We start from the raw sequence: 25758 nt of genomic DNA, 5'->3' as shown, positions 1-25758 counted from the left end.
GTCCGAAGCCGGAGACTGGGTGACTGGGGGGTTGCTCGATGGGAGCGCGGCTCATGGTGGTCGACGACCACCGATTGCTGGCCGAGGCGCTGGCTTCGGCGCTGAAGCTGCGGGGGCACCGGGTGCTGGCCGCGGCGGCGCCGGCCGCGGGGGCGGCGGAGCTGGTGATCACGCGGGCGCCGGAGGTGTGCCTGCTGGGGACGGCGGTGCCGGCGGAGCCGGGAATCTTCGACCCGGTGGTGCGGATCAAGAGGGAGCGGCCACAGGTCGCGGTGCTGGTGCTGGGGCCGGTGCCGAGCCCGCGGGGCATCGCGGCGGCGTTCGCGGCGGGGGCCTCCGGCTATGTCCGGCACGATGAGCGCATAGAGGGTGTCGAGCGGGCGATCATGAAGGCGCGGGCGGGGGAGGCGGCGGTGGCGCCGCAGCTGCTCCAGGGAGCGTTCAGCGAGTTGCTCAACCCGGCGGCCCAACCGGACGACGAGGGCCAGCGGTTGCTGTCCATGCTCACGCCGAGGGAGGTCGAGGTCCTGGTCCGCGTCGCGGACGGCGAGGACACCCGCCTGATCGCGGCGGGCATGGGCATCGCACCGTCGACGGCGCGTACGCACGTCCAGCGGGTCCTGATGAAGCTGGGCGTGGGTTCCCGCCTGGAGGCGGCTGCGTTGGCGGCACGCACGGGGTTGCTCGACCGGGCGGGATCGCTACCGCGGCCGGTGACGCCGTACCCGGCGACGGGGCCGGAGACCTGACCGGGCTGCAGGCCGAACGTTGAGGCGTGGGTGGGTTTTTGGCCGACCTCATCCCTGAGTGGCACCCGACCCATCGCTACGTTCACGAGATGCACACACATAATCCCAATAGACATCATGGGGCTTGTGTCGTTCGGGCCGTCGAAGTCACGTGGCTCGATTCGCGCCACGCCGCTCCTGCCTCGAAGAAACCCCCTGGCCTAGCCGAACGTTTGTACCTAAGGTGATCGTCGCGCTCGGCGGAGCTGACCACTCCGCCATAGCGCGCGTCAACCGGCGACCGGGGGACACTGTCGCCAGGGGTGGGCACACCGCCATGCCGCGAAACCGGCTCTTCACACATCTCCTCCGCCTCTCTGACGGGCACCCCCGGACGCTTTCCATTGTTACGAGGGGATGCTTTCGTGCGCCCGAGACCAGGGCCTTTCTCGTCCAGAACCCGTCCCCTGTCCAGATCGGGCAGACCCCGGCTCTTGACCTCCGTCGTCACGTCCGTAACGGCCGTGGCGGTGCTGGCCAGCCTTGCCGTCCAGCCCGACGTGTTGGATCGGCTCACCGGCACGGAGGCAGCCGCCCCGGCGAACGACTCGGACGACTGGTCCGAGGACACGGCAGCCGAGCAACTGCGCCAGGACCAGTGCCTGATGGCGGATGTGCTGCGCTTGGGCGGGCCATCCATGGCCACGACCGCGCAGGACGGGCTCAACCAGCCACCGGACAAGCTGCACGCCTTGGCCGACCGGGAGCACTGGGAGCAGACGCAGCTGGCCGTTGCGTACCAAAAAGACAGGGACGCGGCCGAAAATGAGCTCGATGCCGTCAACGCCCTTCGGAACGCATGGGCGAAGCCCCTCGAGGGTCTGGAGACTCCGGGTGGGTTCACAGTCTCCGATTTCCACTGGCCTCCTGGAGGACCAGGTGATGAGGAGAAAGACTTCCACAGCCAGACCGGTCTGACCCAGTGGATCGCCGACAAGTTCTGGAAGGACGAAGGCGACTTCTACAAGGACCCCACCCCCAAGGCTGACGACGAGACCCTCAAGGTCGTTACCGACGTGGGTACCCCGCTCTACGGTGAGAAGCCCGATGATCCGGACCTGCCTCGTGAGGAGTGGCGGAGGCAGTATGAGGAACGGCGTGCGTTCCAGGGGTTGTTAGACACTTTCGACGGCAAGGGTGCCGATGACGCCCGAATGTTCCTGGCGTCCGGCGGGTTTCCCCGCACCGCGCCAGAGCCGGGTACCGCCGAACACCGGATCGCCGTCGAGGACCTGAAGACCAGGTACGCGTCATGTGCCTGGCGGGATCCGATTGACCCGAACAATGTCTTCGGCGGCATAGCCGACACGGCCGCTTCGGAGTGGCAGAAAGAAATCACCTCGCAGGCCGTCCAGCGCAACCAGATCCTGAAGTTCAACAAAGACGCCACCAACGACCTCGCCGCCGGTGCGAAGGCGTTGGGGAGCATGCTGGGGCACGCGTGGGTCGCCGACCGCCTGACCCGTTGGCAGGACTACTGGGCTCCCGGAGGTGCGGGCTGGGTCGGTGACTCCCCGGCTGTCATCCAGGTCGAGGCGGCCAAGGGCAAGTGCCTGGACGCGCAGGGCGGCAATACGACCTCCGGTACTCCGGTGCAGATCTACACCTGCAACAACGCCTTGGGACAGCAGTGGCGGCTCCGCGCTGATTCCGCTGACAGCTACAGCCTCGTCAATGTCAAGTCTGACAAATGCCTGGACGTCGAGAACAGCAACCCTGCCAACGGCACGAAGATCCAGATCTGGACGTGCAACGACAGCAAGGCGCAGAAGTGGAAGTTCGATGTCCGCGCAGTCAGCGAGCTGCGCAACGTCGCCACGGACAAGTGCCTGGACCTGAACCAGTTCGACAACAGCCACGACGCCTGGCTGTGGGGGTGCAACGGCACGAACCCGCAGAAGTTCCGGATCGTCCCCAAAGGCCACAGCGGCGCGGACACCCAGGCCTACCCGGACAAGGCGCAGTTCGACCAGGCGCAGAGAGGCATCAGGGCGGCGCAGACGCAGGCGCAGAAGCAGCTCGACGTTCTCAAGTCGTACTCGGGCAGGGCGCATAGGCTCGCTACCGCCACTGACACTGCACAGAACACTGCGTACGACATCGCCGACGAGGCCGGCGCCCCGCGAGGGCGTGGCCTGCTGGTCGGCCAGCAGAAGGCCCAAGTCACCAAGGGCGTGGCAGCGGCCCTCGAAGCGATGGTGAAGGCCGGTACGACTGCCGAGGCCGCTACCCGCGCCTCGGCCGGTGACAGCGCGACCATCGCGCAGCGCGCCTTGGCCCAGGCCGCGCAGTCGAAGGCAGAGTTCCGCAAAGCCGCCGCAGCGATGGCCGAGTCTCAGGCGAAGGCCGCGGCCGACGCGGCGAAGCTCCACCGCAACAACGCCAAGAAGGACAAGGAGACCGCGGAGACCAAACTCGCCGAGACCCTGAAGGCTGAGGGTGACGCCAAGGCTGCCGCCGCCGAGGCCCACGCCAAGCGTCTGGCAGCTGAGGCCGAGGAGAAGACAGCCGAGGCGGAGAAGAAGACGGCAGCGGCCAAGCAGGCCGAGGCCGCCCGGCATAAGAAGAACGCCGAGGCGGAGGCGACGAAGGCCAAGGACGCCAAGGACAAGGCCGAGGCGGCCGAGGGCACGGCGGTCAAGAAGAAGGACGCCGCCGTCAAGGCCCGTGACAATGCCAAGGCCAAGCGGGACGACGCGTGGGACGCCGAGCGGAAGGCCGACGCCACCCGCGCCAAGGCCGACGCCAAGGCCGCTTACGCCGACTCCCTGGAGGCCGGCGAAGCAGCCGACGCCGCCCGTTCCGCGGCCAATGCGGCGGACAAGCACGCCGACGACGCCGAGGCAGCAGCCACAAAGGCCCGCTCCGAAGCGGACGCCGCGACGAAGGCAGCAGCAGACGCCGATGCGGCAGCCACGCGCGCGGAGGCGGCGGCCAAGCGCTCCCGCGCGCACGCGGACGACGCCCAGGCCGCGAAGCTGAAGTCCGACGCCGCGGTGAAGACGGCGACGAGCGCCGCGGCCGACGCCATCAAGGCATCCCAGCACGCCTCCGCCGAGGCCAAGACGGCCGTCGAGATGGCCGACGAGGCGGAGAAGCAGGCTAAGACCGCCAAGGCGCATGCGGACACGGCGAGCAAGGAAGCGGGGAAGGCCCTGGCCGCCTCCGCCAAGGCCGCGGGCTTCGCCCACGTCACCGCACAGGCCGCCGTGGACGCCGGCAACGCCGCCGCTCAGGTCGCCAAGCCCGCCAACGACGCCATCCAGCTCGGCTCCCCGTACATCGACACCGACTCGGCCGCCGGCCTGGTGGTCCTCACCGGCCAGGCGTCCAAGACGATCGCCGAACAGCAGAAGGCCGTCGCCGACGCCCACGCCAAGAACGCGGCGGCAGAAGCCTCAGCCGCCAAGAACCTCGCCGACCAGGCGAAGGGTGACGCAAAGGCCGCCTACCAGCACGCGGCCAACGCCGCCGGACACGCCTCGACCGCCCGCACCTACGCCAAGGAGGCCCTCGGCTTCGCGGCCGACGCCGCCAAGGCCGCGTCCAAGGCGACGGCGTCACTGGCCCGCACCCTCGAGTACAACCGGCAGGCCACCGAGGACGCCGAAGCCGCCGACAAGGCAGCCGGTCGCGCCGAGAACCACGCCAAGGACGCCCGAGACTCGGCCGACCAGGCAGCCCTCGACGCGAAAGCCGCCCGCACCGCCGCCTCGGAGGCCGAACAGGCCGCCAAGGACGCCCGGGCAGCGGCCAACCGCGCCGATGCTGCGGCGACCGAGGCGGAGGAAGCGGCAAAGGACGCGGAGAAGTACGCCAAGGAAGCCCAGGAAGCAGCGACACGAGCCGAACAGAAGGAAGCCAACAAGCAGGTCTCCACGGGCGCTGGGACCGGTGTCGGGGGTGTGTTCTACGTCGTCGACGAGGAGAAGTCGAAGGTCCTCTCGGCTAAACAGATCGGCGAGTGCCCCACGAACGCGCCTCTTGTCGGCTGCGATGCCACCTATGCGGTGACTATCGAAGTCGTCGCCGACTTCTACCTATGCACCGAGAGCGATGCGCTGGCCACCCCGGAGGGCTGTCCGAAGTCGGCGTGGCACTACCTCGACACGAAGACGATCAGACCCGATGAGCCCGTTGAGTGGAGCCACTTCTTCTCGGGACGGGACATTCTCAAGCTGGGCTGGCAGAGCCTCTTCGGGGAGACCCTCGGTGCGGTCCTGTTCGAGATCGTCATCGGGGACTTCATCGACTGCTTCCACGGCAGCAAGTCGTCCTGCGCGTGGGCCGCGGCGATGTTCCTCCCTGTCGCCAAGCCCCTCGCCGCTATCACCAGCAGCGTCAAGGCCCTGGACGCGGCCATCAAGACCGGCATTGGTTTCGACGACGCGTGGAAGGCCCTGCGCGCCGCCGGAGTCGCCGACCAGGTCCTGGCCGGCATCGGCGCCAAGGCGATCGCCGGTGGCAAGCTGCCTTGGGCCGAACTCGGAGGCCCCGGAAAGTGGGTATTCAGCAACGAGAAGGGCAAGAGCGCCAGGGCGATTGCCTACGAATACCAAGTCACCGGAGTCCCGGATGGATTCGGATACAAAATTCTGAACACGCCGAACGCCAAGGGCGAGCTCAAGCTGGACGGGTTCAGGAATGGTGCCCTCTTGGAGGCCAAAGGCCCCGGATACTCGGACATTCTCAAGTTCAGGCCCAATCTGGTACAGGAGGACTTCGTATCCCAGGCTGAGAAGCAGGTTGCGGCAGCACCAAAAACGCCCGTAGAATGGCATATCGCTGAGCGTGACGTGTTCGAGAAGGCGCAGAAGCTCTTCGCGGAGAACGATAAGCTCAAGCGGGTAAAGGTCATCTACACCCCGCCTGCGGCTTAGTTGAGATGCCGGCGCCCACCTCATGGGCGCCGGCATCTTCCATGCTGTCGTAGTATCAAGATCCTGCCCTTCGACCGTCCACCCCGGAGTTGCACGTGAGTTACGACGTCTATGTATGCCGGTTCGTAAACGGCGAACAGGAGTTGCTGGACCAGCGTATTCTGCAGGAAATCCTAGCCCCGTACGTTACGGTACGGGACTCTGAGAACGGCTTCCTCCAACTCAGGTCCCCGGCTGGTGGAGGTGAGGCCGATGTATATCTCAGCAATGAGAGCACCATCACGATCAGTCATTTTGGAGGAGACGAAATGATGAACATCATCTCCGATCTGATTCGCCGCCTGGAGGCGGTTCTGATCCTTCCGGGTGGGACGGTGATTGTGCCGCGGAGCGCGGACCGCGACCACCTGCCCGAGAACTTCAAGAACGAATGGTCCGTCGTCGTCGCCTCGGCGGGTGAGGAGATCACGAAGGCAATCCAGGCGTCTTGAGCGGTGCAGCGTTTCAAGAACCACGAACGAAGCAAGGCCCCATTGAGCGAATCCGTTCTCTACCTCATTCCGGCGGACCCGTCCTGGCAGCCGGATCAAGCGGCAAGCAGCCGGGCTGTGGCGCTCGCCGAGGAGCTGTGCCCTGATGCGCTCGGCGACATCGAAGCGGATCAAGGCGATGCTCCAGCCTTCATCAACGGTGCGGGCCTGGAATCCGTGTCGTGCCCTCGGTGCGGAGGGCAACTCGACTTCCAGGGGTGGTGGATGACCAGAATGGAGGAGGCCTATCGGGACAGCAGCGTCCCAAGCCTTGCCGTGAAGGTTCCGTGCTGCGGCACTGAGACCACATTGAACGACCTCGTATACAACGTTCCTTCCGGATTCGCTCGGTTCAGGCTCAGGGCGTGGAGTCCCAACAGGCGCATGCTCATCGACGAAGACCTGACCAGGATCGGTTATGCCTTGGGTGATCCGGTACGGCAAATCTGGTCCCTCATCTGACACGGAGCGTCGGCCTGCACGTCCTCACACCAACGACAGGCCCATGTCTGAACCCGTCTTCGACATGCACCCAACAGCCATACCGGAGGTCATCGCTGAACGCCAAGCGCTGGCCGAGCGGGTGTGCCGGGAACTGCGTCGCGCCGGTCTTCCTGTACATCGCGGTGACCTCAGAGGCGGTCCGCACAGCCGACCCGGCGCGGACGTGCACGCGGCGCTGTTCATCGAAGGCGGCGTGTACGTCGACTGGAGCGCGGGCGTGGAGCTGAGGGATGAAGCTCTCGATCTCTTCGCGCAAGGAATCGACTACTCGGATCCGTCGCCGATCGTCAGTCACCACAACACGGTGCTTCAGCACATACAAGCCGCCCTCTTGGGAATTCTCGCCTCGGCTGGATTCGAAGTCGAAGAACCAGACCGACACGGGCACGGGAGCATGGTTCACGTAAAGGGTTTCCGGCCCTGACCCTCACATGCCAGGCCCTGCCGAAGCCGAGGTCTACCGACTTCGGCAGGCCTGCCGGGTATCCAGCTCATGCGACGAAACGCGGTCGCTGGACCGGAAGACGCTCGAATTATCCGCGCAGCCACGAGGCGAATACGGCCGGTGGAGGGAGTGCCGGGCTGCGCCAGTATTCTCAACAGCCTTTTCTAGAGCAGTGAGGGGCCGCAGTCGCCTTTCCTTACACTACCGATGAACGCGGCGAAGGCTCCGGTTGAGACAGTGAGTGTGCTCCCATCAGGAAGCTTCGAGTCCCGTAGAGCCACCCCTGTTCGGAAGTTGGCGATCTCCACGCATTCGTTGCCTTCGCCGCCACTGTGGCTGCTCTTGAACCACGCAACAGCGGCCGGCTCGTTCGGGGGAGTCGCTATGTCGCTCATGAGGACAGCTCCTGTCTCGCTCCAGCGATCAGCCGCAGAGATGATGTCGTGTCCGCGGCCTGCGAGCGAAGGTAGTCGAAAGTCAACTTGTAGGCTGCTACGTCCTCTGCGTCGTCGAGGTACAGCCCGCGACGGCGCATCTCGATGTACACGACGGCCATTGAGTTGAGCGGCTCCCGTTCGTCGTCCCGCCCGAGGATCACGAAGTGCCCGGATCCCGCCGCGTGTGCACCCGCGCTGAACGGCAGCACCTGAACGTCGATGTTGGGGCTCAGGGCTGCCTTGTGAAGGTGCTCGAGCTGCCGGACCATGATGTCGTTGTCCCCGACTGTCCTGTGCAGTACTGCCTCGTCCAGGACGACCCACAGATACAGCGCCGGATCTCGCTGCAGGATGTCCTGGCGTTTCATCCGCGCTTCGACCATCCGCTCGATGTCGTCATTCGAGCTGCGCACTTCACGTGCCTCATGGATGGCGAGAGCGTACTCCCTGGTCTGGAGCAGGCCGGGAACGACGGTGTTCGCGAACACGTGCTCGTACGCCGCTTGGTGCTCGAAGGACACGAGCGGGTCCATCCACCCCGGCACCGCGCTGTTGCCGACCCACCAACCGTCGGCCTGTGACTTGGCGATGGCTACGAGGGCGTCACGTTCCTGAGGCGTGGCTTCGCAGGCGTCTGCCAGCGCCTTGACCGTGGCCCATCGAATGCGGGCGCGATCCTGCCATGCCTCGTACCGGCTGACAGTGGTGGTGCTGACACCTGCACGCTCAGCCACTTGAGTCTGTGTCAGCCCGCGTCTCTCCCGCAGCGCGACCAGGCCCCGTGCGATCTGCATACGCCCGGCAGGGCCTGTCTGCGTGGCGGTCATGCCAGATCCCTTCTGCCACGAAGGCAATGCTCCGATCGGCTTCTCTCGGTCAACGGCGCTGACCCTACGGGGCGTTGCGAAGTCTCGGACGCCGATTCGAAGCCCGTCACCCACACCGGCGAACTCTCGTGGCGGGATCCATTTCTATGGGAATCCCATGACAGGCTTCCCGCAACCCTCGATCGATCACTGGAGAGTGAGAGCATGAGCAGAGTTGTACAGCGCCTCGCCCGTTGGCTCCGCTGGGCTGGCTACGCCTCTGGGCGTCACCGTGCAGGCCACCCGGGCGCGATGCGACGTCCGTCCGTCTCGTCGCGCGAGGTCTCCGCGCCTTCCTGTCCCGCCATCGCCCCCACCGTCCGGGCGTGGTACGAGCCCATCGACGGCTCCGCCACCCCCCTCGTCCGCCCCTACCTCACCGCGCACGAACGCGAGGAGAAGGCGAGACTGCAGCGGCTCCGGCGCGGCCCCCTCCGGCTTGCCGCGTACGGCGTCGACCTCGACACCCGGGACATCCACGCCTGCCTCCGGGAGGCGTCATGAGCGACGACGTGAACCGTGTACGAGTCCTGCCCTGGACCGGCGCGCACGGTCAGCCCTGCCTCCTCCTCACGGACGGCGACGGCCCCGCCTCCCGGCTTGCCGACCGTGTCGAGAGCACGCAACTCGGGCTCGCGGACCGGCTTCTCGGCCGGACGCGGGACCTGCTGGCCTATGGAGGTGCGCCGAGTGGTGAACTCGGTACGCTCGCCAGCCAGTTGGCGGACGCCCTCTCCGACGCGCTGCTCATCGCCAGGTCGCGAGGCGCTCGACTCGGGGCGGATGAGCCGGACCTGGCCGTCGGGGCGCTGACTGTCCCGGCGCCCTCGGGAGAGGCCCGCGACGTACCGACGTACCGCTCGCCCCGATTCCGGGCTCACGGCCTGCTCACCCTCCCCGGCCACGACCTCGCCTCCGCGCCCGCCGCCCGGCACCACATGCGAGACACGGCGCGGGTATGGGGCCTGCCCCAGAGCGCGGCGGACGACCTGGAGTCGATCACCGGCGAACTCGTCGCGAACGCCCTGGAGCACGGCGACGGTCACACGGTCACCGTCGCCTGGGCCCTCGCCGCCGAGACGATCACGATCAGCGTGACCGACGAGGGCGGCTGCCGTACGGCTCCTCTTCCCACGCCATCCCGTCCCCCGAGCCCGGAGCAGGAACGAGGCCGCGGCCTGTTGATCACCGAGGTCCTCGCCGCCCGCTGGGGCACCCGGCAGAGCGGCGACGGCCTGACCGTCTGGGCCGAGGTGTTCTTCGGTGCGTCCAGCAGTCAGTAACACCTGACCGCCGCCCTCACCGCCGTACAGACGCCGGCGTCCAGTCGCGCAACCGCCCGCCGTCACTCCCGAGGTTCATCCCCCGCCACAACATCCGGCGGCGGCGGAGCCACCGGCCTCAGCTTCAGCCACACCAGGAAGAACAGGCCGAGGGCCAGCATTCCCAACCCCGTCCACAGGTTGATGTTCACCCCCTCCGCCTTGTCGATGTCCGCGTCGGACGCCGTGAATCCCGCGATCGTGACGATGACGCCGTAGACCACGAACAGCCAGCCGATGATCCGTCGGATGTCGAACAGCCGCGCGGCGGTCGCCGACTTGCCCTGCAGCTCGGTGACTTCCCGCTGCACGTCCTTGTCGGAGTAGAACTCGGACATCTGTCAATCCTCCCTCGGTCAGAACGAGAACGGGATGTAGCAGGCCGCGGCCAGGACGACCGCGCCCCAGCCCAGCAGCGCGGGCCTGCGGTACCAGGCCTCGTCTCCGGGTGCCGGCGGTTCCGCCATGCCGGGCGAGGTCGTGCCGTAGACCAGTCCCTGCAACTCCTCGCTCGGCTTGGGTGCCGTGAACAGCGACACCGCCACCATCACCACCGCGCCCGCGACGAAGCCCGCGATCGCGGAGACGAAGTTGGCCCCCTGGTCGGAGGGGATGCCGACGACGTCCTGCTTGTAGAGGACGAAGTAGTTGACCATCGCCGCGGTGGTGCCCGCGAGCAGCCCCCAGAAACCGGACTTCATGGAGGCCCGCTTCCAGAACATGCCGATGACGAAGACGACGAACATCGGCACGTTGAAGAAGGAGAACAGCGTTTGGAGGTAGGCCATGATGTTGGAGAAGGACCGCGCCAGGAACGCCGTGCCGATGGAGGCCAGGACACCGATCGCCGTGATGAGCCGGCCGAAGCGCACGTAGTACTCGTCCTCGCGGCCCCTGACGACGTACTTCGCCCAGATGTCCGTCGTGAACACGGTGTTGAAGGACGACACGTTCGCCGCCATGCCCGCCATGAACGCCGCGAGCAGGCCGGTGACGGCGACGCCCAGCACGCCGTTGGGCAGCAGCTGCTCCATCAGGTACGGGATGGCGTCGTTGTACTGGAGGTCGGAGCCGGAGGTGCCGATCCTCGGGACCAGGACCGCGGCGACCAGGCCCGGGATCATCACCAGGAACACGATGAAGATCTTCGGGAACGCGGCGATGAGGGGGGTGCGCTGTGCCGCCGAGAGGTTCTTCGCGGACAGCGCGCGCTGCACCTCGGCGAAGTTCGTCGTCCAGTAGCCGAAGGAGAGGACGAATCCGAGACCCAGGACGATCGTCAGCCAGTTCGCGCCCAGCGGGTTGTCGCTGCCGATGCCGGTGCCGCCCCAGGACGTCATGAAGTCGGCGCCGCGGCTCTCGGTGAGGGAGTCGGACAGGCCGTCCCAGCCGCCGACCTTCTTCAGGCCGAGGACGGAGAGGGGGATGAGCGCCGCCAGGATCACGAAGAACTGCAGGACCTCGTTGTAGATCGCCGAGGAAAGGCCGCCGAGCGTGATGTACGCCAGGACGAAGAAGCCGGCGACCACGATCGCCACCCACTCCGGCCAGCCCAGCAGCGCCTCGACGACGATGGCCAGGGCGTAGAGGTTGACGCCGGCGATGAGGATCGCGGCGAAGGCGAAGAGGATCGCGCTGAGCAGGTGCGCCCCCTTGTCGAAGCGCAGCAGCAGGAACTCGGGGACCGAGCGCACCTTGGAGCCGTAGTAGAAGGGCATCATCACCAGGCCCAGGAAGACCATGGCCGGGATGGCGCCGATCCAGTACCAGTGCGTGGTGTAGACGCCGTACTGGGCGCTGTTGGCGGCCATGCCGAGGATCTCGGTGGCCCCCAGGTTGGCCGCGATGAACGCGAGACCGGTGACCCAGGCGGGCAGGGAACGGCCGGAGAGGAAGAAGTCGAGACTGGTCTTCACCGAGCTGCGGGCGGCGAAGCCGATGCCGAGGACGACGGCGAAGTAGATGCCGAGAATCGTGTAGTCGAGCCAGTTGGTGGGGAGTCGCAGCTCGGCTGCCAGCTGGGTGGGGGAACGCATGAGCCCTCGCTTCGGTGCGGGAACCGATACCTCGCGGAATCCACTTCTCCGCATGCAGTGATTGAACCCGCCCGCTGATGCTCTTTGTTTGATTGTGATGTTGACGGTTGTGGTGTGTTGTGTTTTGATATGTTGGGTTCTGTTTGAAGGACAAGGAGTCCGGCGTGAAGAAGACCTCGACCCGGCTGGCCGACGGTCGTGAACTCATCTACTACGACCTGCGTGACGACAGCGTGCGGGACGCGACCGACCGACGTCCGCTGGACCGCACCGTCACCACGTCCGAGACCCGCCGTGACCCCCTCCTCGGCGACTCCGTCGCCATCGCCTCGCACCGCCAGGGCCGCACCTACCACCCCCCGGCCGACGAGTGCCCCCTGTGCCCCTCGGCGGGCGACCGCCTGAGCGAGATCCCGGACTCGTCGTACGACGTCGTCGTCTTCGAGAACCGCTTCCCCTCGCTGGCCGGCGACTCGGGCCGCTGCGAGGTCGTCTGCTTCACCTCCGACCACAACGCGTCCTTCGCCGACCTCACCGAGGAGCAGGCCGGGCTGGTGCTGGAGGCGTGGACGGACCGCACGTCGGAGCTGTCCCATCTTCCCGCCGTCGAGCAGGTGTTCTGCTTCGAGAACCGGGGCGCCGAGATCGGCGTGACCCTCGGGCACCCGCACGGCCAGATCTACGCCTACCCCTTCACCACCCCCCGCACCGCCCTGATGCTGCGCTCCGTCGCGGCCCACAAGGAGATGACCGGCGGGGAGAACCTCTTCGACGCCGTCCTGGAGCGTGAACTCGCCGGTGAGCGCCTCGTCCTGGAGGGTGAACACTGGGTGGCCTTCGTGCCGTACGCGGCGCACTGGCCGTACGAGGTCCACCTGTACCCCAAGCGCCGCGTGCCCGACCTGCTCGGCCTGGACGAGGGCGCGCGCACAGAGTTCCCCAAGGTCTACCTGGAACTCTTGAGGCGCTTCGACCGGATCTTCGGTGAGAGTGAATCCCCGACGCCGTACATCGCGGCCTGGCACCAGGCCCCGTTCGGCGCGCTGGAGGAGTTCGACGGGGTCGTGCGTGAGGACTTCGCGCTGCACCTCGAGCTTTTCACCATCCGCCGCACTTCCGGCAAGCTGAAGTTCCTCGCGGGTTCCGAGTCCGGCATGAACGTGTTCATCAACGACGTGCCGCCGGAGCGCGCGGCCGAGCGACTGCGAGAGGTAGCGAGTTCATGAGCGGGAAGTACCTGGTGACGGGCGGCGCGGGATACGTCGGCAGCGTGGTCGCCCAGCACCTGCTGGAGGCCGGTCACGAGGTCGTCGTCCTCGACAACCTCTCCACGGGCTTCCGCGAGGGCGTCCCGGCGGGCGCGTCGTTCGTCGAGGGCGACATCCGCGACGCCGCCAAGTGGCTGGACTCCTCCTTCGACGGCGTGCTCCACTTCGCGGCGTTCTCCCAGGTCGGCGAGTCGGTCGCGAAGCCCGAGAAGTACTGGGACAACAACGTCGGCGGCACCATGGCGCTGCTGGCCGCGATGCGCGAGGCGGGCGTCCGCAAGCTGGTCTTCTCCTCCACGGCGGCGACGTACGGCGAGCCGGAGCAGGTCCCCATCGTCGAGTCGGCGCCCACGGCCCCGACGAACCCGTACGGCGCCTCGAAGCTCGCCGTCGACCACATGATCACGGGCGAGGCCGCTGCGCACGGCCTGGGCGCGGTGTCGCTGCGCTACTTCAACGTCGCGGGCGCGTACGGCGCGTACGGCGAGCGCCACGACCCCGAGTCCCACCTGATCCCGCTGGTCCTCCAGGTCGCGCAGGGCAGGCGCGAGGCGATCTCCGTCTTCGGCGACGACTACCCGACGCCGGACGGCACCTGCGTACGCGACTACATCCACGTCGCGGACCTGGCCGAGGCCCACCTGCTGGCCCTGACGGCCGCCGCTCCCGGTGAGCACCTGATCTGCAACCTCGGCAACGGCAACGGCTTCTCCGTCCGCGAGGTCATCGAAACGGTCCGCACGGTGACCGGCCATCCGATCCCGGAGGTGGTCGCCCCCCGCCGGGGAGGCGACCCGGCGGCCCTGGTGGCCTCGGCCGCCACGGCCCGCGAGAAGCTGGGCTGGAACCCGTCCCGCGCGGACCTCGCGGGAATCGTCGCGGACGCGTGGGACTTCGCGCAGCGGCGCGGCAACTAGAAGGCACGGAAGGGTCAGGGGTCAGGCATGAGCGAGGCTGTGGCGGAGACGGTCGCCTCACGGTTCGGCGAGCTGTACGGAGCCGAGCCGCACGGCGTGTGGGCGGCACCGGGCCGCGTCAACCTCATCGGCGAGCACACGGACTACAACGACGGCTTCGTCATGCCGTTCGCCCTGCCGCACACGGCGGTGGCGGCGGTGGCGCGCCGCGAGGACGGTGTGCTGCGCCTGCACTCGGCGGACGTGGAGCAAGGAGTGACCGAGTTCCGCCTCGACACCCTGTCCCCCGAGTCGGACAAGAACTGGACGGCGTACCCGGCGGGCGTGGTCTGGGCCCTGCGTGAAGCCGGCCACGCCGTCACGGGCGCGGACATCCACCTCGCCTCCACGGTCCCCTCGGGCGCGGGCCTCTCCTCGTCGGCGGCCCTGGAGATCGTCGTCGCCCTGGCCCTGAACGACCTCTTCTCCCTCGGCCTGCGCGGCTGGCAGCTGGCCCGCCTGTGCCAGCGCGCGGAGAACGTCTACGTCGGCGCCCCCGTCGGCATCATGGACCAGACGGCGTCGGCCTGCTGCGAGGCCGGCCACGCCCTGTTCCTCGACACGCGTGACCTCTCCCAGAAGCAGATCCCCTTCGACCTCGCGGCGGAGGGCATGCGCCTGCTGGTCGTGGACACGCAGGTCAAGCACTCCCACAGCGAGGGCGAGTACGGCAAGCGCCGCGCGGGCTGCGAGAAGGGCGCGGACCTGCTGGGCGTCGACGCGCTCCGGGACGTCCCCTACGCCGGCCTGGACGCGGCACTGGCCCGCCTCGGCGACGAGGAGGAGGTCCGTCGCCTGGTCCGCCACATCGTCACGGAGAACGAGCGCGTCGAACGGGTCGTCTCCCTCCTGGAGTCGGGCGAGACCCGCTCGATCGGACCGGTCCTCATCGAGGGCCACGCCTCCCTCCGCGACGACTTCCGCATCTCCTGCCCGGAACTGGACCTGGTCGTCGACACGGCCCTGGCTTCCGGCGCCCTGGGCTCGCGCATGACGGGCGGCGGCTTCGGCGGCGCGGCGATCGTCCTCGCGGAGGAGTCGGACGTGGACGCCATCACCAAGTCGGTGACGGAGGCCTTCGCGGCGGCGGGCTTCAAGACCCCGCGCGTCTTCGAAGCGGTCCCGTCGGCGGGAGCCCGCCGCATCCGCTGACCGACCGCCCGAGAGCGGCCCCTCTCCTCGCACCGAGGAGCCGCTCTCGTCACGGTCAGCGGTTGACGGACTGGATCTCCTGGACCGGCACCTCGGTGGTGGTGGCGAACGTGCCGTTGGGCAGGTCACCGCCCGTGCCGCCCGCGCCTTCCCAGGTGATCTCCCAGGTGAGAGTCGCCTCCAGGCCGTAGGTGCCGTCTCCCGACGAGCGCAGGTACCGCACGCCGCACGGAGGCGTCAGCTCCCCCTTGCCCCTGGCGTACGGCTCTCCGATGGAGCCGTCGTCGTTGATCAGGCACTCACCGGACGCCGGGAGGGTCTCCGCGTCCGCTGTTCCCGGATCGAGGTGCAGGCTCACCGGCTTGGCCGTGGTGGTCGCCCACAGTCCCGTGCCGGGCAGACTCGCCGTGACGGAGACGGGCTTGAAGGCGCCCTTGTCCAGCCAGACCCACGTGGGCGCGTTCACTGTGGACTTGCCGTTCGGCGCCATGGAGATCTCGGTAGGCGGCACGACGGTGCGCTGGTGTGCGAGACCGGCGAGCGTCTCGGTGTCGATGGCCTGGGGGACACCGGGGTCCTGGCCGTTGTCGACCCAGAAGGGGTCGCGGGTACAACTCTTGGCCGCCGGGTCGTCCTTCATCTCCGGGTTCTTGACGGCCACCCACCACATGCCCTCGTCGTTCTTGGCGACGTTGAAGTCCTTGTAGGGATGGCCCTTCTTGTAGCGCGCCTGGACATCCGCGATGCCCTCGGGCTCGCCACCGGCGGACTCGTACATCGACCATTTGGCCTCGTTGAAGGTCTTGAAGTCCTTGGCCTTCCAGTACGGCTCGTACCAGCAGGCCGGGGGCTCCCAGCCCACGGCGGTGGACGTGATGGGACCGCCGTCCTTCGTCTTGGCGCCCTTGACCGTGATGCTGACCCGGGACTCGAGGGCAGGGCCGGAGGAGTCCCCGGATGTCTTCTTCTGCTGGGAACCGACAGCGTCGAACCCCCCAGCGGTAGCCGGAAACGTCCCGAGTCCGGTCAGCGCCGCGGTCAGGGCCGCCAGTCCCAGGCACCGCGTCAGGGCTGGCACTTCTGCGACCCCCGGTCCTCGGTGAGATCCCAGGTCTGCCAGACGCCTTCCTTGTTCTTCTTCAGGCCGAGGTTGTAGAAGACGTAACTGTTGGGCGTGGTCTTGGTGCCCTGCAGCTTGTTCGTCTCGCGATCCTTGAGGTCTGCTTTGCTCTCGTCGACGCAGTACGTCAAAGCCGCGGACTTCTTGTCGAACACCGTCACCTGGCGGTCGAAGTAACGAAGCGTGCCGGCCCAACTGGTCTTCTTGTCGACGGCCCCCTTCGCATACTGGTAGATGCCGACCAGCGCGTTGTCCGTGTAGTAGAAGCCCATGCCCGACTTCTTCAGATCGCCGTACGCCATGGCCTGCCACACGGTGCTGACGGTTCGTTCGTTGTCCGCCAAGACCGCGTCCTTGACGGCGTCGCCGGTCTGTCGGCCCTCGAACACCAGCTTCATATCCGATGGCAGTTTGATCTCCGGCCGGTCGATCCCGTCCGCAGACGCCGAAGCCGAAGGCGAAGCAGAGGCCTTGTCGCCCGAGTCCGCTCCGGCGATCTTGTCGGACGACGACGAATCGTCACCTCCTCCCGAGCCACAGGCGGTCAGCAGCAGGGCCGCGGATGCGGTGAGCGCGGCCGTCACGAGCCGAGCGGGGCGGTTCACTGTGTCTCCCGTTGATCATGTGGGGGGATAACTCAAGCGAACCAACGCTATCGGTGGCTGAAGTCGGCGCAGCATCGAGGGCTTCGCACCCGCAGATCAGCCCAGCCTCTTCACCAATGAGTACTCCGTGATCCCCGGTGGATAGTCCGGGATCACGCTCACCACCTCGTACCCCTGCTTCTGGTAGAACCGCGGGGCCTGGAAGTCCCAGGTTTCCAGCCGGGCCGCGCGGCAGCCGCGGGACCTTGTCGCGATGTGTTCCGCCTGCGCCAGCAGCCGCGCTCCCAGGCCCCTGCCGCGGTGGCGTTCGTCGACCCAGAGGTACGTGACGTGGAGCCAGGTCGCCCAGGTGTGGCCGACCAGGCCGCCGGCGAGGCCGTCGTCGCTGTCGTTCACAGCCCACACATGCAAGGGGGCGTCCCTTTCGTCCGGTGTCCCGAGCAGGGCGCGCAGGATCGGAGAGGCGGCTGTGTTCGTGTCCCGCAGCCGTGTGCGGAGCAGATCACGTCGGGCCTTGTCGACTTCTGTCTCAAGACGGAACATGCGGCACACCATAAACGCGTCGGACGGTCAGTTCTGCAAATAGCCTTCCGCTCCGGGCCCCCGTCCGTACCCTGATGAACAGCATCGGTGGGGGCCGGTGCCGATCAGGGGGCGAGACAGCCGGGTACGACGCCCGGGGTGGGGGTAGCGGTTACTGCACGGCGGCGGCCGTGCGGCTGCGGCGACCCGAACAGGCTGCCGCGGCACCGACGGACGGGTCGGACGCGGCGGATCCGGACACTCCGGCGTCGCACCCGCGCGGTGTCATCCTCCGGTGACGGGGTAGCCCCTGCTCTTCGGGAGCTCGGGGAAGGGGGTTTCGTGGTTCGCATCCGAGTCCTGGTCGTCGACGACCACCGCATCTTCGCGGAGTCACTCGCGGCGGCTCTCGCCGCCGAGCCCGATGTCGACGTCTCCGCGGCCGGCAGCGGTCCGGCCGCGCTGCGCAGCCTGGATCGGGCGGTCGCCGAGGGGCGGCGGTTCGACGTGCTGCTCGTGGACGCCGATCTGGGCGGCAAGGTGCCGGGCGCCCGCCCGGCCGTACCCGTGCAGGAGGGCAACGAGGACGGGCTCGTCGACGGCATCTCCCTCGTCGCGGGAGTGCGCTCGGCGCAGCCGAACGTACGGATCGTCGTGCTCGCCGAGAAGGACGATCCACGGCGGGCCGCGCTCGCCCTGCAGGCCGGCGCCTCGGGGTGGGTCGCCAAGGAGTGCTCACTGTCCCGGCTGCTCACCGTCATCCGGGGCGTGTTGCGGGAGGAGACCCATCTGCCTCCCGCCCTGCTGACGGGCGTACTGCGGGAGCTCACCGCCGCCCGCAAACACCGCACCGAGAGCGAGCGGCTCGTCGAGTCCCTCACCCCGCGTGAGCGGGAAGTGCTGCGGTGCATGGTGGCGGGGCTGGGGCGCAAGGCCGTCGCCGAGCGCCTGTACCTGTCGCCGCACACCGTGCGGACCCATATGCAGAACGTCCTCGGCAAGCTCGGCGTCCACTCCACCCTCGCCGCCGTCGCCCTGGCGCGGCGGGCCGGGGTCGGGCCCGCGGACCTAACCGGGGATGTTGTCGAACGGGGCGGTCAGCTGGCGTAGCAGCGACGCCAGTTCGCCGCGCTGGGCCCGGGAGAGCTCCGCGAGGATCGCGCGCTCCTGGTCCAGCAGGCCCGCCAGGGCCTGGTCCGCGCGATCCCGGCCCTCGTCCGTCAGCCGGACCAGGACGCCTCGCCGGTCACTGGGGTCGGGGAGCCGCTCCACCAGGCCCTTCTTGGCCAGGCGGTCGATGCGGTTCGTCATCGTGCCCGAGGTGACGAGGGTCTGGGTGAGGAGCTGCCCCGGCGAGAGCTGGTACGGCGTGCCCGCGCGGCGCAGGGCCGTCAGGACGTCGAACTCCCACGGCTCCAGGTTGTGCTCCGCGAACGCCAGCCGCCGTGCCCGGTCCAGATGCCGGGCCAGTCTGCTCACACGACTGAGCACCTCGAGCGGTTCGACGTCGAGGTCCGGGCGCTCCCGGCGCCACGCTGCGACCAGCCGATCGACCTCGTCCTCCATGACGATCAGTGTAGTGGTTGTGTCGACGTAGAGTCTCTTGACATCAAGTTTCTTGACATCGACATAGTTGCTCGGTCACGCTGGGTGTGCGTCCCGTACGGTCGCCGCCAGGACACCAGGAGGACCCATGCCCGCAGCCGCTCCCACCTGGGACCCCGCCCAGTACCTCCGGCACGCCGGCCACCGTGCGCGCCCCTTCACCGACCTCCTCGCGCACGTCCCCGACCTGCCCACGCGGCCGCCCGCGGGCCGTCCCCGCATCGCCGACCTCGGCTGCGGTCCCGGCAACGTCACCGCGCTGCTCGCCGCCCGCTGGCCCACCGCCCTGATCACCGGCTACGACACCTCGCCCGAGATGCTCGACAAGGCTCGCGCCGATCACCAGGGGCCCACCCCGGCAGGCGGGCGTCTCGACTTCGCCCACGCCGACGTACGGACGTGGACGCCGGACGAGCCGTTCGACCTGATCGTCAGCAACGCCACGCTGCAGTGGGTACCCGGGCACGCCGAACGGTTCGCCGGCTGGGTGGCCGCGCTGAAACCCGGTGGCACCCTCGCCTTCCAGGTGCCGGGCAACTTCGACGCCCCCAGTCACCGGCTCATGCGGGAACTCGCCGGTTCACCGCGTCGGCGCGGCCGGCTCGACGGCACCTTGCGCCACGCGGACGCCGTCCTCGACCCCCAGGCCTACCTGGAGCGGCTGACGTCCCTCGGCTGCGCGGCCGACGTGTGGGAGACGACGTACATCCATCTGCTCCAGGGCGAGGACCCGGTGCTCGACTGGGTGAAGGGGACCGGGCTGAGGCCCGTGCTGACCGCCCTCGCCGACGATCCCGAGGCGCGGGACGAGTTCGTCGCCGAGTACCGGGCGGCCTTGCGTGAGGCGTATCCGACGGGGGCGCACGGCACCCCGTTTTCGTTCCGCCGGGTGTTCGCCGTCGCCCGCAAGCAGGAGTCCGGCGGGCAGGAGTCCCGCCGGCAGGAGTGACGCGAGCAGGAGTGACGATGCACCGCCCCGGTCACGCGTGCCGGGGCGGTGAACCGCGTCAGGATCAGGCCTTGCGGCGCCCTATCAAATGCGGCTTGGCCTCTATCCCGTCCAGACCGTGCCACGCCAGGTTCACCAGATGCGCGGCCACCTCGGCCTTCTTCGGCTTGCGCACGTCCAGCCACCACTGGCCGGTCAGCGCGACCATGCCCACCAGGGCCTGGGCGTACAGCGGCGCCAGCTTGGGGTCGAAGCCGCGGCTCTTGAACTCGCGGCCCAGGATGTCCTCCACCTGCGTGGCGATGTCCGAGATCAGCGAGGCGAAGGAACCCGTCGACTGGGGGATGGGGGAGTCACGGACCAGGATGCGGAAACCGTCCGTGTACTCCTCGATGTAGTCCAGCAGGGCGAACGCCGCCTGTTCGCAGAGTTCGCGAGGGTGACCGGCCGTGAGCGAGCTGGTCACCATGTCCAGCAGACGCCGCATCTCACGGTCCACGACGACCGCGTACAGCCCTTCCTTGCCGCCGAAGTGCTCGTACACCACCGGCTTGGAGACCCCGGCCTTCGCCGCGATCTCCTCCACCGACGTGCCCTCGAACCCCTTCGCCGCGAAGAGCGTGCGACCGATCTCCAGCAGCTGCTGACGGCGCTCCGCACCGGTCATCCGGGTGCGACGCACTCGCCGCGGCTTGTCGTTGCCTGAGGTGCTGTTCGAGTCGGTCGCCACAGCGACCATCATGCCGCCTCGACGGTCTCCTTCCCGTCCGGGGAGCCGCCTTCCCCGGAGTTACGGCGCGAATCGATACGGGAGCGTGACGGCCAGCGCACGTCGTACGCCCAGCCCGCCATCTCGAACCAGCGGATCAGCCGGGCGGACGAATCCAGCTGGCCGCGCATCACCCCGTGCCGCGCCGAGGTCGGGTCGGCGTGGTGCAGGTTGTGCCAGGACTCACCGCAGGACAGCACCGCCAGCCACCACACGTTGCCCGAACGGTCACGCGACTTGAAGGGCCGCTTGCCCACCGCATGGCAGATCGAGTTGATCGACCAGGTCACGTGGTGCAGCAGGGCCACACGGACGAGCGAACCCCAGAAGAACGCGGTGAACGCGCCCCACCAGGACATCGTCACCAGACCGCCGATCAGCGGCGGCAGCGCCAGCGACACCACCGTCCACAGCACGAACTGGCGGGAGATGTTCCGGAGCGTCTTGTCCTTGATCAGGTCCGGGGCGTACTTCTCCTGCGACGTCTGCTCCTCATCGAACATCCATCCGATGTGCGCCCACCACAAGCCCTTCATCAGGGCCGGAAGCGTCTCGCCGAACCGCCACGGCGAATGCGGGTCGCCCTCCGCGTCGGAGAACTTGTGGTGCTTGCGGTGATCGGCCACCCAGCGCACCAACGGGCCCTCGACCGCCATCGAACCCGCGATCGCCAGCGCGATCTTCAGCGGCCGCTTGGCCTTGAAGGACCCATGGGTGAAGTGACGGTGGAAGCCGATCGTGATGCCGTGGCACCCCAGGTAATAGAAGAAGACGAGCAGGCCGAGATCCAGCCAGCTCACCCCCCAGCCCCACGCAAGCGGAACCGCCGCCAGCAGCGCGACGAACGGGACGGTGATGAAGAGGAGCAGGGCGATCTGCTCGATGGACCGCTTCTTCTCGCCGCCCAGCGTGGCGGGTGCGGCTTCGGTGGCCTGACCGGGCGCCTTCTGGGCGGTGTCGATCACGTCGGAACTACTGGTCATACGCGTCCCCTGGGGGGTATGTGGACGGAGAAGGGGTGGCCGCAACACGGGAACCGCGACCTGCTTCCTACGGATCCGTAACCTACGGCATCGTAAGTATGTCAGTGCGTCGCCCGGCGGCAAGAGCCCGCGAGCCTGCGCGTCCCGGCCGACACCTATCCTGGAGTCGGTCGGACAGCGCGGTCCGCTCTGATTTCCTCCCGGATGTCCGATCCGTTTGCGGCCCCCGGCCGCCGCGAGACGCCGTCCGGGTTCCCCTCCCAGACGAGCTTCAACACTGCAAGGAGCCGCACCTGTGAGCAGTGCCGACGACCAGACCACGACGACGAGCAGCGAGCTGCGTGCCGACATCCGCCGCTTGGGCGACCTCCTCGGCGAGACCCTCGTCCGCCAAGAGGGCCCCGAGCTGCTGGAACTCGTCGAAAAGGTCCGCCGCCTCACCCGAGAGGACGGCGAGGCCGCCGCCGAGCTGCTGCGCGGCACCGAACTCGACACCGCGGCCAAGCTGGTCCGGGCGTTCTCCACCTACTTCCACCTGGCCAACGTCACCGAGCAGGTCCACCGCGGCCGCGAGCTGCGCGCCCGCCGCGCCGCCGAGGGCGGACTCCTCGCCCGCACGGCCGACCGGCTGAAGGACGCCGACCCCGAGCACCTGCGCGAGACGGTCCGCAACCTCAACGTCCGCCCCGTCTTCACCGCCCACCCCACCGAGGCCGCACGCCGGTCCGTCCTCAACAAGCTCCGGCGCATCGCCGCGCTCCTGGAGACCCCGGTCATCGCATCCGACCGGCGCCGCCTCGACACCCGCCTCGCCGAGAACATCGACCTCGTCTGGCAGACCGACGAACTGCGCGTCGTACGCCCCGAACCCGCCGACGAGGCCCGCAACGCCATCTACTACCTCGACGAACTCCACGCCGGCGCCGTCGGAGACGTCCTGGAAGACCTCACCGCCGAGCTGGAGCGCGCCGGCGTCAAGCTCCCCGACGACACCCGCCCCCTCACCTTCGGCACCTGGATCGGCGGCGACCGCGACGGCAACCCCAACGTCACCCCCCAGGTGACCTGGGACGTCCTCATCCTCCAGCACGAACACGGCATCAACGACGCCCTGGAGACGATCGACGAACTCCGCGGCTTCCTCTCCAACTCCATCCGCTACGCCGGCGCCACCGAGGAACTCCTGACCTCCCTCCAGGCCGACCTGGAGAACCTCCCCGAGATCAGCCCCCGCTACAAGCGCCTCAACGCCGAAGAGCCCTACCGGCTCAAGGCCACCTGCATCCGGCAAAAGCTGGAGAACACCAAGAAGCGCCTCGCCAAGGGCACCGCACACGTGGCAGGCCGCGACTACCTCGGCACCAGCGAACTCATCGCCGACCTGCGGATCATCCAAGGCTCCCTGCGCGAGCACCGCGGCAGCCTCTTCGCCGACGGCCGCCTCGCCCGCACCATCCGCACCCTCGCCGCCTTCGGCCTCCAGCTCGCCACCATGGACGTCCGCGAACACGCCGACGCCCACCACCACGCCCTCGGCCAGCTCTTCGACCGCCTCGGCGAGGAATCCTGGCGCTACGCCGACATGCCCCGCGACTACCGCGCCAAGCTCCTCGCCAAGGAACTCAGGTCGAGAAGGCCGCTCGCCCCCACCCCGGCCCCCGTCGACGCGCCCGGCGAGAAGACCTTCGGCGTCTTCGGCACCGTCAAGCGCGCCCTGGAAGTCTTCGGACCCGACGTCATCGAGTCCTACATCATCTCCATGTGCCAAGGCGCCGACGACGTCTTCGCCGCCGCAGTCCTCGCCCGCGAAGCCGGACTCATCGACCTGCACGCCGGCTGGGCCAAGATCGGCATCGTCCCGCTGCTGGAGACCACGGACGAACTCAAGGCCGCCGACACCATCCTCGAAGACATGCTCTCCGACCCGTCCTACCGGCGCCTCGTCGCGCTCCGGGGCGACGTCCAGGAGGTCATGCTCGGCTACTCCGACTCCTCCAAGTTCGGCGGCATCACCACCAGCCAGTGGGAGATCCACCGCGCCCAGCGCCGCCTGCGCGACGTCGCCCACCGCTACGGCGTACGCCTGCGCCTCTTCCACGGCCGAGGCGGCACCGTCGGCCGCGGCGGCGGCCCCACCCACGACGCCATCCTCGCCCAGCCCTGGGGCACCCTCGAAGGCGAGATCAAGGTCACCGAACAGGGCGAGGTCATCTCCGACAAGTACCTCATCCCCTCCCTGGCCCGCGAAAACCTCGAGCTCACCGTCGCGGCCACCCTCCAGGCATCCGCCCTGCACACCGCCCCGCGCCAGTCCGACGAGGCCCTCGCCCGCTGGGACGCCGCCATGGACGTCGTCTCCGACGCCGCCCACGCCGCCTACCGCCGCCTCGTCGAGGACCCCGACCTGCCGACGTACTTCCTCGCGTCGACACCGGTGGACCAGCTCGCCGACCTGCACCTCGGCTCCCGCCCCTCCCGCCGCCCCGGCTCCGGCGTCTCACTCGACGGACTGCGCGCCATCCCCTGGGTGTTCGGCTGGACCCAGTCCCGGCAGATCGTCCCCGGCTGGTTCGGCGTCGGCTCCGGCCTCAAGGCCCTGCGCGAAGCCGGCCTCGACACCGTCCTCGACGAGATGCACCAGCAGTGGCACTTCTTCCGCAACTTCATCTCCAACGTCGAGATGACCCTCGCCAAGACCGACCTGCGGATCGCCCAGCACTACGTCGACACCCTCGTCCCCGACGAACTCAAGCACGTCTTCGACACCATCAAGACCGAACACGAACTCACCATCCGCGAAGTCCTCCGCATTACTGGCGAAGCCGAACTCCTCGACGCCACACCCGTCCTGAAGCAGACCTTCACCATCCGCGACGCCTACCTCGACCCCATCTCCTACCTCCAGGTCGCCCTGCTCAAGCGACAGCGCGACGCGGCCGCCGCCGGCGAACAGCCCGACCCGCTCCTCGCCCGCGCCCTGCTCCTCACCGTCAACGGCGTGGCAGCCGGCCTGCGCAACACCGGCTGAACCACGACACACCGGTGCCCCCGAGCCTGTTCGAGGCCCGGGGGCACCGGCGCATTCCCCAGCCGTACTCAGACCACCACGAAGGCCGCCGTCAACAACAACGCACCACCCAGCGGAACCCACGCGTACAACACACCCGCCGGACCCGAACGCACCGCATCGTCACTGCCGGGCTTCATGACCACCGTGTAGGTCCGGCCCTTCTCCACCGCGACCGACTTCTCCAGCACCACCCGCGACCGCGGCTGCGACCCCTCCGACAACGGCGTGAACCGGCCCGAGCAGGTGTCAGCCCCGCACCGCGTCACCTCGACCGTGCCCCGCTCCCGGCCCTTCGTCAGCATCACATGCTGCGCCGTACCCCACGACGCCCACACACCCGCGATCAGGATCAGCACCGCGACCGCACCCATCACCGCGAACCGGCCGAACCGCAACACGACGGCCGAGGCCTGAGACGAGGAGGCGGAGGCGGCATGGGCAGGCATGGCCGGGATCATTGGCCATGCCTGAACGGCCCGTCAACCTCGACGGGGGACAAGTCAGGAGTTGTACGTACTCTGCGCCCGCTCCAGCCCCTCGATCACCAACGACTCCACCGCATCCGCAGCCCGGTCCACGAAGTAGTCCAGCTCCTTGCGCTCCGCCGACGCGAAATCCCTCAGCACGAAATCCGCCACCGGCATCCGCCCCGGCGGCCGCCCGATCCCGAACCGCACCCGGTGATAATCCGACCCGAACGCCTTCGTCATCGACTTCAACCCGTTGTGCCCGTTGTCCCCGCCACCCAGCTTCAGCCGCAGCACCCCGTAGTCGATGTCCAACTCATCATGAATCGCCACCACATGAGCCACCGGAACCTTGTAGAAGTCCCGCAACGCGCTCACCGGCCCACCCGACAGATTCATGAACGACATCGGCTTCACCAGAACCACCCGCCGGCTCAACGGCCCCGGCGGCCCGATCCGGCCCTCCACGACCTGCGCCTGCGCC

25 protein-coding genes are annotated in these 25758 nt (G+C 68.3%); 13 read left to right on the top strand and 12 right to left on the bottom strand.

The window, feature by feature from the left end; translation table 11 throughout:
• The first annotated feature begins 38 nt into the window (after nucleotides 1–38).
• The 5 genes from C1J00_RS13500 (at nucleotide 39) to C1J00_RS13480 (ending at nucleotide 7126) form a co-directional block, all read left to right on the top strand.
• Nucleotides 39–749, top strand: coding sequence for a helix-turn-helix transcriptional regulator (locus C1J00_RS13500; RefSeq protein WP_102909292.1), 711 nt, complete (start codon nucleotides 39–41; stop codon nucleotides 747–749).
• A gap of 473 nt (nucleotides 750–1222) precedes the next feature.
• Nucleotides 1223–5668, top strand: a complete 4446-nt coding sequence (locus C1J00_RS13495; protein ID WP_439333401.1) for a ricin-type beta-trefoil lectin domain protein — start codon at nucleotides 1223–1225, stop codon at nucleotides 5666–5668.
• A 95-nt stretch (nucleotides 5669–5763) separates the two neighbouring features.
• Nucleotides 5764–6159: a hypothetical protein gene (locus C1J00_RS44655; protein WP_146046182.1), complete on the top strand. Its 396-nt coding sequence runs from the start codon at nucleotides 5764–5766 to the stop codon at nucleotides 6157–6159.
• Nucleotides 6160–6162: 3 nt separating this feature from the next.
• Nucleotides 6163–6660, top strand: coding sequence for a hypothetical protein (locus C1J00_RS13485; protein WP_146046181.1), 498 nt, complete (start codon nucleotides 6163–6165; stop codon nucleotides 6658–6660).
• A 43-nt stretch (nucleotides 6661–6703) separates the two neighbouring features.
• The gene (locus C1J00_RS13480; protein WP_102909288.1) at nucleotides 6704–7126 is read left to right on the top strand and encodes a hypothetical protein; all 423 of its coding nucleotides are present in this window, start codon (nucleotides 6704–6706) and stop codon (nucleotides 7124–7126) included.
• A gap of 185 nt (nucleotides 7127–7311) precedes the next feature.
• Here C1J00_RS13480 and C1J00_RS13475 read toward each other — a convergent pair whose 3' ends face one another.
• Complete coding sequence (locus C1J00_RS13475) at nucleotides 7312–7542, bottom strand: DUF397 domain-containing protein (protein ID WP_102909287.1); 231 nt, start codon at nucleotides 7540–7542, stop codon at nucleotides 7312–7314.
• Nucleotides 7539–8411 carry a helix-turn-helix domain-containing protein gene (locus tag C1J00_RS13470; RefSeq protein WP_245936332.1) on the bottom strand — a complete coding sequence of 291 codons (873 nt, stop codon included), beginning with the start codon at nucleotides 8409–8411 and terminating at the stop codon, nucleotides 7539–7541. Before C1J00_RS13470 ends, C1J00_RS13475 begins: the two co-directional genes overlap by 4 nt.
• Before the next feature lie 291 nt (nucleotides 8412–8702).
• On the opposite strand from C1J00_RS13470, the gene C1J00_RS13465 reads away from it, so the two are divergent.
• Both C1J00_RS13465 and C1J00_RS13460 read left to right on the top strand, forming a co-directional pair.
• Nucleotides 8703–8954 carry a hypothetical protein gene (locus tag C1J00_RS13465; protein WP_245936331.1) on the top strand — a complete coding sequence of 84 codons (252 nt, stop codon included), beginning with the start codon at nucleotides 8703–8705 and terminating at the stop codon, nucleotides 8952–8954.
• On the top strand, nucleotides 8951–9733 hold the full coding sequence (locus tag C1J00_RS13460; protein WP_102909285.1) for an ATP-binding protein: 783 nt from the start codon (nucleotides 8951–8953) through the stop codon (nucleotides 9731–9733). Before C1J00_RS13465 ends, C1J00_RS13460 begins: the two co-directional genes overlap by 4 nt.
• 62 nt (nucleotides 9734–9795) lie before the next feature.
• Here the strand turns inward: C1J00_RS13460 and C1J00_RS13455 are convergent, their stop codons facing one another.
• Nucleotides 9796–10110: a hypothetical protein gene (locus C1J00_RS13455; protein ID WP_102909284.1), complete on the bottom strand. Its 315-nt coding sequence runs from the start codon at nucleotides 10108–10110 to the stop codon at nucleotides 9796–9798.
• 18 nt (nucleotides 10111–10128) lie between these two features.
• Nucleotides 10129–11808: a sodium:solute symporter family protein gene (locus C1J00_RS13450; protein ID WP_102909283.1), complete on the bottom strand. Its 1680-nt coding sequence runs from the start codon at nucleotides 11806–11808 to the stop codon at nucleotides 10129–10131.
• Nucleotides 11809–11972: 164 nt separating this feature from the next.
• Here C1J00_RS13450 and galT point away from each other — a divergent pair, with 164 nt between their 5' ends.
• Genes galT through galK form a run of 3 tightly spaced genes read left to right on the top strand, consistent with a single transcriptional unit; the run spans nucleotide 11973 to nucleotide 15184 of the window.
• The gene (gene galT / locus C1J00_RS13445; RefSeq protein WP_102909282.1) at nucleotides 11973–13034 is read left to right on the top strand and encodes a galactose-1-phosphate uridylyltransferase; all 1062 of its coding nucleotides are present in this window, start codon (nucleotides 11973–11975) and stop codon (nucleotides 13032–13034) included.
• Nucleotides 13031–13993 carry a UDP-glucose 4-epimerase GalE gene (gene galE / locus C1J00_RS13440; protein WP_102909281.1) on the top strand — a complete coding sequence of 321 codons (963 nt, stop codon included), beginning with the start codon at nucleotides 13031–13033 and terminating at the stop codon, nucleotides 13991–13993. Before galT ends, galE begins: the two co-directional genes overlap by 4 nt.
• 27 nt (nucleotides 13994–14020) lie before the next feature.
• Nucleotides 14021–15184 (top strand): galactokinase, encoded by a 1164-nt coding sequence (galK, locus tag C1J00_RS13435; protein ID WP_102909280.1) that lies wholly within the window; start codon nucleotides 14021–14023, stop codon nucleotides 15182–15184.
• A 55-nt stretch (nucleotides 15185–15239) separates the two neighbouring features.
• On the opposite strand, the gene C1J00_RS13430 is transcribed toward galK, so the two are convergent.
• The 3 genes from C1J00_RS13430 to C1J00_RS13420 all read right to left on the bottom strand — a co-directional run bounded on the left by C1J00_RS13430 (nucleotide 15240) and on the right by C1J00_RS13420 (nucleotide 17464).
• Nucleotides 15240–16262 carry a hypothetical protein gene (locus C1J00_RS13430; RefSeq protein ID WP_102909279.1) on the bottom strand — a complete coding sequence of 341 codons (1023 nt, stop codon included), beginning with the start codon at nucleotides 16260–16262 and terminating at the stop codon, nucleotides 15240–15242.
• Nucleotides 16250–16888, bottom strand: coding sequence for a hypothetical protein (locus tag C1J00_RS13425; protein ID WP_102909278.1), 639 nt, complete (start codon nucleotides 16886–16888; stop codon nucleotides 16250–16252). The genes C1J00_RS13430 and C1J00_RS13425 overlap by 13 nt, the downstream gene beginning before the upstream one ends.
• Before the next feature lie 117 nt (nucleotides 16889–17005).
• Nucleotides 17006–17464 carry a GNAT family N-acetyltransferase gene (locus C1J00_RS13420; protein WP_102909277.1) on the bottom strand — a complete coding sequence of 153 codons (459 nt, stop codon included), beginning with the start codon at nucleotides 17462–17464 and terminating at the stop codon, nucleotides 17006–17008.
• Nucleotides 17465–17773: 309 nt separating this feature from the next.
• On the opposite strand from C1J00_RS13420, the gene C1J00_RS13415 reads away from it, so the two are divergent.
• The gene (locus C1J00_RS13415; protein ID WP_102909276.1) at nucleotides 17774–18541 is read left to right on the top strand and encodes a LuxR C-terminal-related transcriptional regulator; all 768 of its coding nucleotides are present in this window, start codon (nucleotides 17774–17776) and stop codon (nucleotides 18539–18541) included.
• Here C1J00_RS13415 and tamR read toward each other — a convergent pair.
• Nucleotides 18500–18997, bottom strand: coding sequence for a MarR family transcriptional regulator TamR (gene tamR / locus C1J00_RS13410; protein WP_102909275.1), 498 nt, complete (start codon nucleotides 18995–18997; stop codon nucleotides 18500–18502). The two genes, C1J00_RS13415 and tamR, sit on opposite strands and share 42 nt — an antisense overlap.
• A 127-nt stretch (nucleotides 18998–19124) precedes the next feature.
• Between tamR and C1J00_RS13405 the strand changes: the two genes are divergently transcribed.
• On the top strand, nucleotides 19125–19985 hold the full coding sequence (locus tag C1J00_RS13405; RefSeq protein WP_102909274.1) for a trans-aconitate 2-methyltransferase: 861 nt from the start codon (nucleotides 19125–19127) through the stop codon (nucleotides 19983–19985).
• A gap of 64 nt (nucleotides 19986–20049) precedes the next feature.
• Here C1J00_RS13405 and C1J00_RS13400 read toward each other — a convergent pair whose 3' ends face one another.
• Together C1J00_RS13400 and C1J00_RS13395 are read right to left on the bottom strand one after the other, a co-directional pair.
• Nucleotides 20050–20727 carry a TetR/AcrR family transcriptional regulator gene (locus C1J00_RS13400; protein WP_102909273.1) on the bottom strand — a complete coding sequence of 226 codons (678 nt, stop codon included), beginning with the start codon at nucleotides 20725–20727 and terminating at the stop codon, nucleotides 20050–20052.
• Complete coding sequence (locus C1J00_RS13395) at nucleotides 20724–21737, bottom strand: acyl-CoA desaturase (protein ID WP_102909272.1); 1014 nt, start codon at nucleotides 21735–21737, stop codon at nucleotides 20724–20726. Before C1J00_RS13395 ends, C1J00_RS13400 begins: the two co-directional genes overlap by 4 nt.
• Before the next feature lie 295 nt (nucleotides 21738–22032).
• On the opposite strand from C1J00_RS13395, the gene ppc reads away from it, so the two are divergent.
• On the top strand, nucleotides 22033–24765 hold the full coding sequence (gene ppc / locus C1J00_RS13390) for a phosphoenolpyruvate carboxylase (RefSeq protein WP_102909271.1): 2733 nt from the start codon (nucleotides 22033–22035) through the stop codon (nucleotides 24763–24765).
• Nucleotides 24766–24833: 68 nt separating this feature from the next.
• Here the strand turns inward: ppc and C1J00_RS13385 are convergent, their stop codons facing one another.
• Together C1J00_RS13385 and pth are read right to left on the bottom strand one after the other, a co-directional pair.
• Entirely contained in the window at nucleotides 24834–25253 is a 420-nt protein-coding gene (locus C1J00_RS13385) for a hypothetical protein (RefSeq protein ID WP_245936330.1), read from the bottom strand.
• Nucleotides 25254–25307: 54 nt separating this feature from the next.
• A partial coding sequence (pth, locus tag C1J00_RS13380; protein WP_102909270.1) for an aminoacyl-tRNA hydrolase occupies nucleotides 25308–25758 on the bottom strand: 451 nt, incomplete at its 5' end.

Origin of the sequence: Streptomyces cahuitamycinicus, assembly GCF_002891435.1 — a bacterium.
Classification (GTDB): domain Bacteria; phylum Actinomycetota; class Actinomycetes; order Streptomycetales; family Streptomycetaceae; genus Streptomyces; species Streptomyces cahuitamycinicus.
This window is presented reverse-complemented; position numbering and strand designations above follow the sequence as displayed.

Bases quoted from the DNA above. Each gene is read 5' to 3' on its own strand.
- C1J00_RS13500 (WP_102909292.1), top strand. From the start codon at position 39: ATGGGAGCGCGGCTCATGGTGGTCGACGACCACCGATTGCTGGCCGAG.
- C1J00_RS13480 (WP_102909288.1), top strand. From the start codon at position 6,704: ATGTCTGAACCCGTCTTCGACATGCACCCAACAGCCATACCGGAGGTC.
- C1J00_RS13475 (WP_102909287.1), bottom strand. From the start codon at position 7,542: ATGAGCGACATAGCGACTCCCCCGAACGAGCCGGCCGCTGTTGCGTGG.
- C1J00_RS13470 (WP_245936332.1), bottom strand. From the start codon at position 8,411: ATGACCGCCACGCAGACAGGCCCTGCCGGGCGTATGCAGATCGCACGG.
- C1J00_RS13465 (WP_245936331.1), top strand. From the start codon at position 8,703: ATGCGACGTCCGTCCGTCTCGTCGCGCGAGGTCTCCGCGCCTTCCTGT.
- C1J00_RS13460 (WP_102909285.1), top strand. From the start codon at position 8,951: ATGAGCGACGACGTGAACCGTGTACGAGTCCTGCCCTGGACCGGCGCG.
- C1J00_RS13455 (WP_102909284.1), bottom strand. From the start codon at position 10,110: ATGTCCGAGTTCTACTCCGACAAGGACGTGCAGCGGGAAGTCACCGAG.
- C1J00_RS13450 (WP_102909283.1), bottom strand. From the start codon at position 11,808: ATGCGTTCCCCCACCCAGCTGGCAGCCGAGCTGCGACTCCCCACCAAC.
- galE (WP_102909281.1), top strand. From the start codon at position 13,031: ATGAGCGGGAAGTACCTGGTGACGGGCGGCGCGGGATACGTCGGCAGC.
- galK (WP_102909280.1), top strand. From the start codon at position 14,021: ATGAGCGAGGCTGTGGCGGAGACGGTCGCCTCACGGTTCGGCGAGCTG.
- C1J00_RS13420 (WP_102909277.1), bottom strand. From the start codon at position 17,464: ATGGTGTGCCGCATGTTCCGTCTTGAGACAGAAGTCGACAAGGCCCGA.
- tamR (WP_102909275.1), bottom strand. From the start codon at position 18,997: ATGGAGGACGAGGTCGATCGGCTGGTCGCAGCGTGGCGCCGGGAGCGC.
- C1J00_RS13405 (WP_102909274.1), top strand. From the start codon at position 19,125: ATGCCCGCAGCCGCTCCCACCTGGGACCCCGCCCAGTACCTCCGGCAC.
- C1J00_RS13400 (WP_102909273.1), bottom strand. From the start codon at position 20,727: ATGATGGTCGCTGTGGCGACCGACTCGAACAGCACCTCAGGCAACGAC.
- C1J00_RS13395 (WP_102909272.1), bottom strand. From the start codon at position 21,737: ATGACCAGTAGTTCCGACGTGATCGACACCGCCCAGAAGGCGCCCGGT.
- C1J00_RS13385 (WP_245936330.1), bottom strand. From the start codon at position 25,253: ATGCCTGCCCATGCCGCCTCCGCCTCCTCGTCTCAGGCCTCGGCCGTC.